This window comes from Cohnella cholangitidis (assembly GCF_014107495.1).
GTDB classification, from domain to species: Bacteria; Bacillota; Bacilli; order Paenibacillales; family Paenibacillaceae; genus Cohnella; species Cohnella cholangitidis.
Genome location: NZ_CP041969.1, coordinates 3,500,765 through 3,513,101 on the forward strand (window position 1 = coordinate 3,500,765; position 12,337 = coordinate 3,513,101).

Here is a 12,337-nt window from a genome sequence, read left to right on the forward strand (position 1 = left end):
TTTTCTGCCGTGTCCTCTACTGTATGAGCGGGACTCGATAAAAGCTTGGGAATGTGGCCTTTTTTGGGCGGGAAATAGGCGGCGTTCCGTGTCATTTCCGTTCTGCCGACATAGGATGAATGGAGAGTTTCCCGGTGAGACTCTTGGTCATGCCGGTTCCTCCCCCCGCGGAGTGGCCGGGAAGGGATACAGTCGAAAAGCGAAGGTGCTGTCCGTTCGGGACGCGCCTTCGCTTTTTCGATGTCGGGGACGCCGGAAATAAAATCGGCAAAAGTCTGTTCCCGCGACTTGCATTTTTATACGAAATACGGTTTACTAAAGGTTGACAAATCAACGTGAAGGTATAATACCGGTTCACATACAGAGAGGATGGAAGTCACGTGAGCGCCGATTACGTGCTGAAACTCGACTCCGAGAAAATTCGCGAGATGCCGATGGTCGACTTGGCATACGAATTGCTTAAGACAGCGAATACCCCGTTTTACTATCGCGATCTGATGATGGAAATTGCCAAGATGCGCGGTCTGACCGAAAGCCAAGTAACGGACGTCATTGCACAACTGTACACGGAGATCAACATCGATGGACGCTTTGCGTGCGTAGGCGGCAACGTTTGGGGCCTTAAGCGCTGGTATCCGGTCGAGCGTTCCGACGATCCGATGAATGGCGGAGCCAAACGTCCTCGCATCATTAACGATGACGACGACGAGGATGACGACGACTTGTACGGCGAGGACGACGATAACGCATCCGCGGATGACGAGACTTACGATCTGTTCGACGAAGATCGCGAGGAAGTGTTCGAGGAAGGCGAAGAAGCGGCCGAAGCCGACGAAGAGGTTCTCATCGAAGAGGACGACGATGCCGAGATCGAGGAAGACCTTGAAGGCAAAGACGATGACGACGAGGACGAATTCGACGACGAAGACGAAGATGATTTGGCCGACGAAGACGAGGATGACGACGAACGTTAATCCGTTGCCGAATCGTGACGGATCGTCCCGAATTCGGAGATGCGTTTTACTTGACACCGCCGATTCGAGACGTTAAACTTATGCTTGGGCTTTAAGAGCGAGTATTTCCATAGCATAGGAATTTAAAAAGTGCCCCCATTTATTGGGTGACACTTTTTTCTTTTTGTCCTCCGTTTTCATGGGGGTAAAACGCAAAATGGGTAACGATAATGAAGATGCCGCAAGGGCATGTGGTGGGAGGTTTCGTACAGAGTGACCAAATACATTTTTGTAACAGGCGGTGTCGTATCATCGCTCGGAAAAGGCATTACGGCGGCTTCGCTGGGCAGGTTGCTTAAAAATCGCGGATTAAAGGTGACTATTCAGAAATTCGATCCGTACATCAACGTCGACCCGGGAACGATGAGCCCTTATCAGCACGGAGAAGTGTTCGTTACCGACGACGGCGCGGAGACGGATTTGGATCTGGGACATTACGAGCGGTTTATCGACATTAACCTATCGAAGAACAGCAACGTGACGACGGGTAAAATCTACTCTACCGTTATCAGCAAGGAACGACGCGGAGAATATCTGGGCGGAACGGTACAAGTCATCCCGCACATTACCAACGAGATTAAGGACCGCGTATTCCGCGCCGGCAAGGAAGCCGGGTCGGACGTAGTCATTACGGAAATCGGCGGTACGGTCGGAGATATCGAGAGCTTGCCGTTCTTGGAAGCGATTCGTCAAATCAAGAGCGATATCGGCCGCGATAACGTAATGTACATCCACGTAACGCTTATTCCTTACATTAAAGCAGCCGGCGAAGTGAAAACGAAGCCGACCCAGCATAGCGTTAAAGAATTGCGCAGCATCGGAATCCAACCGAACATGATCGTTTGCCGTACCGAATATCCGCTGGCGGAGGACATGAAGCGCAAGATCGCCTTGTTCTGCGATATCGATGCGAACGCGGTTATCGAATGCCGCGATGCATCGACTCTCTACGAGGTCCCTCTCAACCTTCGCGAAGAAGGATTGGACGATTACGTCGTTAAGCATTTGAACCTGTCGGTCGGAGCGCCGGACATGACGGAGTGGGAAGCGCTGGTCAACCGCGTGAAGTCGCTTAAGAAAACGACGGAAATCGCGATTGTCGGCAAATACGTCGCGTTGCACGATGCTTACTTAAGTATCGTAGAGTCGCTAGCTCACGCAGGGATCGATGCGGACGCGGAAGTGAATATTCGTTGGGTCAACGCGGAGGAGGTTACGCCAAGCAACGTGGGCGAACTTCTTGGCGGCGTCCAAGGGATCCTCGTGCCTGGCGGTTTCGGCGACCGGGGGATCGAGGGCAAAGTTACGGCAATCCGTTACGCTCGCGAGAACGGTACGCCTTTCTTCGGAATTTGCCTAGGCATGCAAGTAGCGGTCATCGAATACGCGCGCAACATGGCGGGCTTGGATGGCGCGAACAGCTCAGAAATCCATCCGGCGACGTCTTATCCGGTTATCGACCTGCTGCCGGAGCAGAAAGATATAGAGGATCTGGGCGGCACGATGAGACTTGGTTTGTATCCGTGCAAGTTGGTGCCGGGCAGCTTGGCGGCGCAATGCTACGGAGACGAGCTTGTATATGAGCGTCATCGTCACCGTTACGAGTTCAACAACGAGTATCGCGAGCGCATCGAATCGGCCGGCTTGCGCATCTCCGGAACTTCGCCGGACGGACGTTTGGTGGAGATGATCGAGCTTCCTGATCATCCTTGGTTCTTGGCGGTACAATTCCATCCGGAATTTACTTCCCGCCCGAACCGTCCGCAACCGTTGTTCAGAGAATTCGTCAAAGCCGCGCTTCGCCGTTCGGAAGTTTAAAATATTTTATATTCCGTATCGTGGGTTCGATCAAACCGTCCTGGCTTCAAGCTAGGGCGGTTTTTTTGGTTTTAGATAGGGTTGAACAAAAGGCGGTTGTGCGGTTCTCCAATTATTTTTGCGTCGTGCTACATTTTTTTACATGGAAAGAGAAGGAATTTATGCTTCTGGTCACGAATAAGGCTACAACAGTGATTCGGGGAGATGAGCTCTTGGACAAGAAGAGATTGCTGATTGTGGATGATCAAGTCGGAATCCGTATTTTACTACTCGAAGTATTCGCGACCGAAGGGTATGACACTTTCCAGGCGGCGAATGGAAGAACCGCGTTGGAAATCGTAAGAAACCACCGTCCCGATCTGGTCCTGCTCGACATGAAGATACCGGGGATGGACGGCTTGGAAATTCTCAAGCAAATTAAAGAATACGATCGCAGCATTAAAGTTATCATGATGACTGCTTACGGCGAGCTCGACATGATCAAAGAAGCGACCGACTTGGGAGCTTTGATGCATTTTACGAAACCGTTCGATATCGACGAGATGAGATTGGCCGTGAATATGCAGATGGGCGAAGGTTCGGCGTCCCGATTCGCGACGGGCTCATAAAGCCGGGGATGCGGTAGCGAAGTAGGAAACATTCGTTCGGTTTACTTCACAAAGTCATTTTGTGTTATAATAACGCAGTATGCATGAAACGTGAGAAATCGAATGAAAACCGCAGGAGGAATTGTACACTATGCCATTAGTATCGATGACCGAATTTTTACCGCAAGCCAAAGCCGGAAAATATGCCATCGGCCAATTCAACATGAACAACCTGGAGTTTGCCCAAGCGATCACGGATGCGGCGATCGAAGAGAATTCGCCGTTCATTTTCGGCGTTAGCGAAGGCGCTTTGAAGTACATGGGTATGGAATATACGGTTGCAATCGCTAAAGCGGCTGCCGAGAAATCCGGTCTTCCAATCGCATTGCACTTAGACCACGGCAGCAATTTCGATATCGCTATGAAGTGTATCCGCGCTGGATTCTCTTCCGTTATGTTCGACGGTTCGCATCATTCTTTCGAAGATAACATCCGTTTGACGAAAGAAGTCGTTAAAGCCGCTCATGCTATGGGCGTATCCGTTGAAGGCGAGCTGGGAACGATCGGCGGCGTCGAAGACGATCTTAGCGTGGACGAAGCAGATGCTAAGCTTGCTAAACCAGAAGAAGCGATCCGTTTCTATGAAGAAACTGGCGTAGACTGCCTGGCTATCGCGGTTGGTACGGCTCACGGTATGTACAAAGGCGAAGTGAAAATCCACTTCGATATCATTAAAGAAGTCGTTGCCAAAATTCCGGTGCCGGTTGTTCTTCACGGTGGATCCGGCGTACCTGACGACATGATTCGCGAAGCGATTCAAGCCGGCGCAGGTAAAATCAACGTAAACACGGAAAACCAAGTGGCTTGCACGGCCGCTATCCGCGAAGTGCTTGCAAAAGACGCTCACGTAATCGATCCTCGTAAATACTTGACGCCTGCTCGCACTGCAATGAAAGCAGTCGTACAAGAGAAAATCCGCTTGTTCGGAAGCAGCAACAAAGCTTAATCCAACCAAGTAAATCATTATCGTACCAGATGCGGGAAAACGTCTTTAGGCGTTTTCCCGTTCCTTCATGTGTCGGTTATTTTCGCCGACAACAACACGAGGAGGAATACGGCATTCATGGATAAATTGATGGTCCGGGGAGGCCGACCGCTTAGAGGCACGGTCGGAATCAGCGGCGCGAAGAATAGCGCTGTCGCTCTTATTCCCGCAGCAATATTGGCAGAATCGGAAGTGAGGCTGGACAACCTTCCTCAACTCAGCGATGTGGCGGTTTATGCGGAATTGTTAGAGGAGCTTGGGGGCAAAGTATCTTGGCAGGACGACGTGATGTCTATCGATCCGTCCGCTATGAGATCGGTTCCTATGCCAAATGGAAGAGTTAAGCTTCTTAGAGCGTCCTATTACTTGATGGGAGCTTTGTTAGGGAGATTCGGCGAAGCGACGATCGGATTGCCAGGCGGGTGCAACTTCGAACCGCGCCCGATAGATCAGCATATTAAAGGGTTTGAGGCATTGGGTGCGGAAGTGACCAATGACCATGGGTCCATTCGGATCCGAGCGAAAGAATTGCGCGGCGCGAAAATTTATTTGGACGTCGCAAGCGTTGGAGCGACTATCAACATAATGTTGGCGGCTTCTAGGGCCAAAGGATTGACCTTGATCGAGAACGCGGCCAAAGAGCCGGAAATTATCGACGTGGCTACGTTGCTGAACGCGATGGGGGCCAAGATCAAAGGTGCCGGTACGGAGACGATCCGCATCGAAGGCGTTCGGGAAATGCACGGTTGCAGGCATTCTATTATTCCCGATCGCATACAAGCTGGAACATACATGATAGCCGCCGCGGCGACACGCGGCGATGTCCTTATCGATAATATTATTCCTAAGCATCTGGAAGCCATGACCGCGAAATTGCAGGAAATGGGCGTACACGTCTACGAGATGGACGAAGCGATTCGAGTAGTCGGACAACCTCTTTATGAAGCGGTAGACGTTAAAGCGTTGGTTTATCCGGGCTTTGCTACCGATCTGCAATCGCCGATGACGAGTCTGCTTACGCAAGCCCGCGGGGTAAGCGTACTGTCTGATTACGTGTACAGCAACCGGTTCAAGCATGTGCCGGAGCTTGCGCGCATGGGCGCGCAAATTCGGGTAGAAGGCCGTTCCGCCATCATCGAGGGCGGACCTCTTAATGCCGCTAAAGTTAGAGCGGCCGATCTGCGTGCGGGAGCGGCGCTTGTCGTAGCTGCGCTTACCGTCGAAGAAGGCACGACCGAAATTAGCGGAGTTGAATATATCGACCGGGGTTATGAGAAGCTGGTTATGCAGCTTAGTAACTTGGGTGCGGAAGTTTGGCGGCAAGGGTAATAGTCATGTAGACGATTTCTGAATAAAAGTGGGGATTCTATTGACCGATTTAATGATGGCGGATCTGGAAGGGCTCAAGTTGACCGAACTGTATAAGTTAGCCAAGCAGCACCAGATTAATAACTATGCCCAGATGAAGAAGAAGGAACTGATTATCGCGATCTTGCGCGCGCAAGCAGAGCGAAGCGGTCTGATGTTCATGGAAGGCGTTTTAGAAGTATTGCCGGAAGGATTCGGGTTTCTTCGTCCGATCAATTACCTTCCAAGTCCCGAGGATATTTACATCTCGGCTTCGCAGATTCGCAAATTCGATTTGCGGACGGGGGATCTCGTATCCGGGAAATGCCGGGCACCCAAAGAAAGCGAGCGCTATTTCGGGCTGTTGCAAGTAAATGCCGTGAATGGCGTCACTCCGGAAGCTGCCGCGGAACGTCTGCATTTTCCCGCTCTCACCCCGCTGTATCCACAGAAGAAAATTAAGCTCGAAACGTCTCCCACTCATCTATCTACGCGAATTATGGATCTTGTAGCTCCCGTCGGATTAGGTCAACGCGGATTGATCGTTGCCCAGCCTAAAGCAGGGAAAACGTTGCTCTTGAAAGAGATTGCGAATAGTATCTCGATTAATCATCCGGATATCGATTTATTCGTGCTTCTTATCGACGAACGGCCGGAAGAAGTTACGGATATGCAGCGCTCGGTCAAAGGCGAGGTCATCGCGTCTACTTTCGATGAGGTTCCCGAGAATCATATCAAGGTTGCGGAGCTGGTATTGGAGCGCGCGTTGCGTCTTGTCGAGCATAAACGCGACGTCGTTATTTTGCTGGACAGCATTACGCGGCTTGCGAGAGCTTACAACTTGGTCGTTCCGCCGTCCGGGCGTACGTTATCCGGGGGGATCGATCCTGCCGCGTTCCATCGTCCTAAACGGTTTTTCGGTTCGGCGCGCAATATCGAGGAAGGCGGAAGCCTGACGATTCTGGCGACCGCGTTGGTAGAGACCGGTTCGCGCATGGACGATATCATTTATGAAGAGTTTAAAGGTACGGGCAATATGGAGCTTCATCTCGATCGCAAGCTGTCGGAGCGCCGTATTTTTCCGGCATTGGACATCAGGCGGTCGGGAACGAGGCGGGAAGAGATGCTGCTCGACAAAGAAGCGCTCGACAAGCTGTGGGCGATTCGCAAGAGCATGAACGATTCCATGGAATACGTGGAAGGATTTCTCAAGAAGCTTTCGAACACCAAAACCAATCAAGAATTCCTGGATATGCTGGATACTAGCGGGGGGCCAAGCTCGCCTAGCCCGTCGCCAAGCTCCGGCGGGGGACGCCGCACACCGCGAAACAGTTCCTCTTAAGGCAGGGATGTTAGGAGGGCTTAGCCCATGCATCTAGTGTACGCAGACGAGCACGGCAACGTATTCGACCATCCTGAGCTGTACGGGATTGCCCGTAGCGGCAACGATCTCGTAGAACTGCTCGACGATGAGCTTATCCCGTTGCCTGCCGGGGCAACGTTAGTCGGACTTCCCCATACGCGCCCGATCGGAATGGATCCCGCGAGCGGAAAGATGCAATTGCTTCCCGGAGCTTATCAGGCCGTGGGAGCTCTGCTGCCGCAAGGCTTTACCCGATATTACGTCCCGGGCTACTCCAAGACGGATAAAACGCAGAAATTCCCGTTGTTCGGTTATACGGCGGTCGTATGGAAGGATGGCGGCTTCTACGTAGCGGCTGGCCAGAGCGACGATCCGGAACCGTGGAATCCGGAAAATTGCGATCGCGCCGAGCTTGGGATTCAAGTGGATCGCCTGCTCAAGACCTACCCGGACAACAGGTTATATAAGCATCTATCCCATTGCGCGTTGGAATACGAATGCCTGACGGCGTCGAACACGTTCCTGCAACGTCTCGAGGGCGCCGTTCCGGTATCGTTCTCCTGCAATGCCGGTTGTTACGGCTGCATTTCGGAGCAACCGGACGACAGCGGATTCGTTGCGCCGCAGACGCGATTGAAGTTCAAGCCGGAAGTAGACGAAGTCGTGCAGATTATGATGGAACATTTGAGATCGGCTCCGGATTCCATTATTAGTTTCGGGCAAGGATGCGAAGGAGAGCCTTCGACCCAAGCGAAAACGATCGTGGAAGCGATGAAACGCGTACGCGAGCAAACGTCGAACGGTTACATCAACATCAATACGAACGCGGGCTTGTCGGATCACATGAGAGCGATAACCGACGCCGGTTTGGATCTCATGCGGGTAAGTACGATAAGCGCGATCGACGAACACTATAACGCTTATTACAAACCTCGCGGATATACGTTGAAGAACGTCGAGAAATCTCTCAAATACGCGACGGACAAAGGCGTGTACACGTCGATTAACTATTTGGTTTTCCCCGGCGTGACGGACCGCGAGGAAGAGATCGAGGCGATGATCGGCTTCGCGCGCCGTACCGGATTGAAGCTCATCCAGATGCGCAACTTGAACATCGATCCGGACGCGTACTTGTCCCTGATTCCTCCCGCGCAGGGAGAAATCTACGGGATGAAGGCGTTGCTGGAGATTTACCGTCAAGAGCTCCCGGACGTTGTCATCGGTTCTTATACGCATATCCCTCCGAAGCCGTGAGGTCAAAGGGGACTGCCTAATAACGAAAAGCCTATCCGCGTTATGCGGATAGGCTTTTCGTTTTATTGGGAGCCATCGGATTTCAACGCCGCATCTACGGCGGCTTGCAACGATCCTAGAGCTTCTTCGATCGTTTGGTCGCCGTCTAGAACTTTATTCATTTCCAAAGGACCGTTCGTATAATACGCTCTTAAATAATTGTCGTTGCCGCTGGAGTATATTCCTCTATTCGCCGCTTCCGAAATGTAGAACGGGGACAGGTCGACGTCGAAGATATCTTCTATCGGTTTAATGTTCGCTTTCAACTCGACTCCGAATGTTCGGTTGTCGTGCTCTGCTTGATGAATAGTCGATTCATTTCCCGCTATGAACTCCAGCAGTTGCCAAGCAGCGTTTTTTTTGGCGGAACCAGCATTGATCGTATAGATCGAAGGGATTTGCAAATGAATTTGATACTGGCCGGGCGGGCTAACCATGCCCCAGTTCACGCCGGTGCTTTTCTTGGAACCGATAAGGTAAGGGAGCAAAGACGTATCCGCGAAAGCCATCGCCGCATTCCCGGCTAGAAACGGCCGGAACTTGTCGTCGAACGCGACGCCGTCAATCCATTCGTTTGCCTCGCTGACCTCGAGCGCCGTAGGTCCTAGGGTTCCGTTATGGTAAGCTTCGAGGAACAGCTTCCATGTTTCCAACCAGCTCTGGGAATCGACAGTCGCTTTATTTTTCCCGGGATTGACGATGGCTAGGTTATTGGACATTCCGGCATCGTCCACCCTATAGAACAGATAAGCGCCGACATCGTCTCCGCCCGTTCCGGTAAGTAACCCGAGGATAGGTTTATCGCGCTTGTCCGTTCGCGGGAAAGCTCCGGCGATCTTCAGAACGTTATCCCAAGTCATGTTATTAACGGGGTAATCGATGTGATATTCGTCGAACAAAGTTTTGTTGTAGAGCAGGGCGCTGCTCTCGAAAGCGGTCGGATAACCGTATAGGCTGCCGTCTTTCGCGTACGTTCTCAAGTGCCGGTCGATGAACGGTACGATCCCGGGCGATTTCGACTTCCGCAGGTAAGGGTCAATTGAAGCCAGACGTCCCGTTTTAACGGCTTCTGCGTAGTAGTTTGCGCCGGTTACGAAGATGTCCGGTTGTTCCTCTGAGAACAACCGTTCAATGTCGTTGCCGGCGTCATCCGTGTACGGGATCTCGGGCAAGAATTCGAATTCCACGTTCGGGTGCCGCTGCATATACTCGTATCCGATCGATTGCAGGAAGGTTTCTTGATAGACGCCCGCGATTTTGAGGGTTACCGATTCCTCGGGTTTATCCGAGCTGCAGCTTGCCAAAGATAACGGAACAATTGCGAAAATAGTTGCGATGCTAACGAGTCTACGCACGGAATAACGCCGCCTTTTCAAGATTATAGGAGGAAGCCGTAAAAGCGTCCTTAATTTGGAACAAATAGTAAAACGTTTTCCATGGCCAAAAGTTTCGCTTTTGCTTGCCACGGAATTGCGCGACGTGCTATAATCCCATCATGTGTCTATTACTCTGGATCCGCTTGTGATTCAGGGCAGAAAGAGGTGAACCCTTTGAAACCATCCATTCATCCGCAATACAATGTGATTACGGCATCTTGCGCATGCGGAAACACTTTCGAAACAGGTTCGATCAAATCGAATCTTAAAGTAGAGATCTGTTCGGCTTGCCACCCGTTCTACACAGGTAAACAGAAGTTTATCGATGCAGGCGGTCGCGTAGACAAGTTCAAGAAAAAATACGGAATTTAATTTCGAATCGCCGTATAGAGATAAGCCTCCTTTGAAATCCTACCGGATAAAAGGGAGGTTTTTTTCATGCTCAAGCAATGGAAAACGGTGAAAGTGATGGCTGCGGCGACGTTGGTTCTGCTGACGTTATCCGGTTGCGCCAACAATGGAAGGACGAATTCGAACGGATTGAAGGCCCAGAATTACGGGAATGACGGATATCTCGGTCGAGCCAACAGCGACCCCTCGCTTCCCGGTCATCACATCGTGACCAATTATAATACGGATAATCGGACGATGAGGGAGGCTATCCGCAATGTGCCGGGAGTAGCGGATTCCAGTATCACTTTTAACGGGGCGGACGCATACGTAACGATAAAGCTCGCTCCCGGTTTGCAAGCGCGTGAAATTCCGACGGTCGAGCAGCAGGCGGCTACCGTCCTGAGATTTAATTACCCTAGGTATACCATTCATGTCAAATCGATGAAATAAAGCGGGGAATTCCGAGGGAACTGTTTCCTTCGGTTGCACTTCCCTTCGCAATTCGCTATACTTAGTTTTGCCGTGCTAGACGGGGAGGTAGCGGTGCCCTGTAACTCGCAATCCGCTCCAGCGAGGTTGAATTCCTGTTTTAGGTTTTGTGATGCAGGTTCCGGTAAGATTCGTGCCGCGTTGACGGCAGGGTCCTCCGCGAGGGACGGCCATGAACCCGGTCAGGTCCGGAAGGAAGCAGCCGTAAGTGGTTTAGTTCTTGTGCTGGAGGGTAGCTCGGCTTGAGCGACACTTTCTTATTCGGCTGGATCGCAATTATCGAAATCAGGTGCACGGTCCTAATAAGTTAATTCACGGTTGAACGATTAAGAAGCACCCTGGCAACGAGCCGAGGTGCTTCTTTTATTATGTCCGATTTCGGATAAATACTTCTCCTGTCATAGGTCCAAAGGAGGGAAATAGCGCGAGATACCGAATATTTACAGATGAACTGGCTCGTTGACCGGAGGTGAACGCGAATGGTAGACGAACGGGCAGTACTTGAAGAAGATAATCTCATGGATCCGGACCAGACGAGGCAACAATTTTATATTCAGCGGTTTGCGCACCATTTTCTGTCTTTGGAAGACATCGGTGTTCTGCTGATCGATTCGGAATTCCGCATCGTGGAAGCCAGCGAGATGATTTGTTCCATATTCGGATGCAATCGGGCCGACATCATAGATGAATCAGTCGAGAAATGGTTTGATTCGCTTTCTCTCCACCCTAAGCCGTTTGACCGCAGCCTGCTTGAGGGCGATGTCTTTCGAAATAGGGTATTGAATTGGAAGCGGGATGTGAGCAACTACAGATTAATGCTTGATGGAGGGGTGCTGCAGCATGGCGAATCTATCGCGGGTGCTTTCGTTCTCTTCCAAGACGTATCTCATTTTCTGAATTTGGAGGAGCAGCTCAGGCGCTCCGATCGGCTGAAGACCATCGGACAGATCGCTGCGGGCACGGCCCACGAGATTCGTAACCCCTTGACGGCGATCAAAGGCTTCATGCAGTTGCTCGAGAAAAGCCTTTCCGATCGGGAAATGAGCAAGGAACAGGATTATGTAGGGATCATGCTGTCCGAGTTGGAAAGAGTCAATGATTTGGTAAGCGAATTTTTGCTGCTCAGCAAACCAAAAGAAATCAAACGGGCGCCGATGAGAATGGGCCGGGTGCTGCAAGAGATTTTGCCAATGATCAGAAACGAAGCTTTACTTCATAATGTAACCGTTCTATATTACCCGAAGTCGGAGCTGCCGCCGATTATGGCGGATAAAGAGCAGTTAAAGCAAGTGTTCCTGAACTTGGGGAAAAATGCAATCGAAGCGATGACCGGAGGAGGGACTTTAATAATTCGCGAAAGCAATTACCCCTATGAACCCGACAAAATTGCAGTAGAAATATGCGACACAGGGCCAGGAATGACGGCCGAAGTTCTAGAGAAGGTGTTCGATCCCTTTTTTACGACGAAACCGCAAGGTACCGGATTGGGACTGTCGATCTGCCAGCGGATCGTGCACGATCTGGGCGGCAGCATCGAAGTCGCTTCCGATGAACGAGGTACGAAATTTACGGTATGGATGTCCTACGCCTCCGATCAGTACAATTAATAAATA

Annotated in this window: 11 protein-coding genes and 1 other RNA gene; 11 read left to right on the forward strand and 1 reads right to left on the reverse strand. The window is 51.2% G+C overall.

The window, feature by feature from the left end; translation table 11 throughout:
* Positions 1-380 precede the first annotated feature (380 nt).
* The 7 genes from rpoE (at position 381) to FPL14_RS16335 (ending at position 8,427) form a co-directional block, all read left to right on the forward strand.
* Positions 381-974, forward strand: coding sequence for a DNA-directed RNA polymerase subunit delta (gene rpoE, locus FPL14_RS16305; protein WP_182298686.1), 594 nt, complete (start codon positions 381-383; stop codon positions 972-974).
* A 252-nt stretch (positions 975-1,226) separates the two neighbouring features.
* Positions 1,227-2,831: a CTP synthase gene (locus FPL14_RS16310; RefSeq protein WP_182298688.1), complete on the forward strand. Its 1,605-nt coding sequence runs from the start codon at positions 1,227-1,229 to the stop codon at positions 2,829-2,831.
* 161 nt (positions 2,832-2,992) lie between these two features.
* Positions 2,993-3,439: a response regulator gene (locus tag FPL14_RS16315; RefSeq protein WP_182298690.1), complete on the forward strand. Its 447-nt coding sequence runs from the start codon at positions 2,993-2,995 to the stop codon at positions 3,437-3,439.
* 130 nt (positions 3,440-3,569) lie between these two features.
* Positions 3,570-4,424 (forward strand): class II fructose-1,6-bisphosphate aldolase, encoded by an 855-nt coding sequence (gene fba / locus FPL14_RS16320; RefSeq protein WP_182298692.1) that lies wholly within the window; start codon positions 3,570-3,572, stop codon positions 4,422-4,424.
* 117 nt (positions 4,425-4,541) lie between these two features.
* The gene (locus tag FPL14_RS16325) at positions 4,542-5,792 is read left to right on the forward strand and encodes a UDP-N-acetylglucosamine 1-carboxyvinyltransferase (RefSeq protein WP_182298699.1); all 1,251 of its coding nucleotides are present in this window, start codon (positions 4,542-4,544) and stop codon (positions 5,790-5,792) included.
* Positions 5,793-5,844: 52 nt separating this feature from the next.
* On the forward strand, positions 5,845-7,152 hold the full coding sequence (gene rho / locus FPL14_RS16330; protein WP_182304018.1) for a transcription termination factor Rho: 1,308 nt from the start codon (positions 5,845-5,847) through the stop codon (positions 7,150-7,152).
* A gap of 27 nt (positions 7,153-7,179) precedes the next feature.
* Positions 7,180-8,427 (forward strand): radical SAM family protein, encoded by a 1,248-nt coding sequence (locus tag FPL14_RS16335; protein ID WP_182298701.1) that lies wholly within the window; start codon positions 7,180-7,182, stop codon positions 8,425-8,427.
* A gap of 62 nt (positions 8,428-8,489) precedes the next feature.
* Here the strand turns inward: FPL14_RS16335 and FPL14_RS16340 are convergent, their stop codons facing one another.
* Positions 8,490-9,821 (reverse strand): ABC transporter substrate-binding protein, encoded by a 1,332-nt coding sequence (locus FPL14_RS16340; protein WP_182298703.1) that lies wholly within the window; start codon positions 9,819-9,821, stop codon positions 8,490-8,492.
* A gap of 195 nt (positions 9,822-10,016) precedes the next feature.
* Between FPL14_RS16340 and rpmE the strand changes: the two genes are divergently transcribed.
* From rpmE to FPL14_RS16360, 4 genes are all read left to right on the forward strand, one after another.
* A complete protein-coding gene (gene rpmE / locus FPL14_RS16345; RefSeq protein ID WP_120979354.1) occupies positions 10,017-10,214 on the forward strand; it encodes a 50S ribosomal protein L31 in 198 nt (65 codons plus the stop codon).
* Between the two features lie 66 nt (positions 10,215-10,280).
* Positions 10,281-10,685, forward strand: coding sequence for a hypothetical protein (locus FPL14_RS16350; protein ID WP_182298705.1), 405 nt, complete (start codon positions 10,281-10,283; stop codon positions 10,683-10,685).
* 70 nt (positions 10,686-10,755) lie between these two features.
* Positions 10,756-11,021: signal recognition particle sRNA large type (gene ffs, locus FPL14_RS16355), an RNA gene on the forward strand.
* Positions 11,022-11,203: 182 nt separating this feature from the next.
* Complete coding sequence (locus FPL14_RS16360; protein WP_182298707.1) at positions 11,204-12,331, forward strand: two-component system sensor histidine kinase NtrB; 1,128 nt, start codon at positions 11,204-11,206, stop codon at positions 12,329-12,331.
* Positions 12,332-12,337 lie beyond the last annotated feature (6 nt).

What these genes read in the sequence shown, in the direction of transcription:
- FPL14_RS16315 (WP_182298690.1), top strand. Translation starts at nt 2,993, where the DNA reads ATGCTTCTGGTCACGAATAAGGCTACAACAGTGATTCGGGGAGATGAG.
- FPL14_RS16350 (WP_182298705.1), top strand. Translation starts at nt 10,281, where the DNA reads ATGCTCAAGCAATGGAAAACGGTGAAAGTGATGGCTGCGGCGACGTTG.
- FPL14_RS16360 (WP_182298707.1), top strand. Translation starts at nt 11,204, where the DNA reads ATGGTAGACGAACGGGCAGTACTTGAAGAAGATAATCTCATGGATCCG.
- fba (WP_182298692.1), top strand. Translation starts at nt 3,570, where the DNA reads ATGCCATTAGTATCGATGACCGAATTTTTACCGCAAGCCAAAGCCGGA.
- rho (WP_182304018.1), top strand. Translation starts at nt 5,845, where the DNA reads ATGATGGCGGATCTGGAAGGGCTCAAGTTGACCGAACTGTATAAGTTA.
- FPL14_RS16325 (WP_182298699.1), top strand. Translation starts at nt 4,542, where the DNA reads ATGGATAAATTGATGGTCCGGGGAGGCCGACCGCTTAGAGGCACGGTC.
- FPL14_RS16335 (WP_182298701.1), top strand. Translation starts at nt 7,180, where the DNA reads ATGCATCTAGTGTACGCAGACGAGCACGGCAACGTATTCGACCATCCT.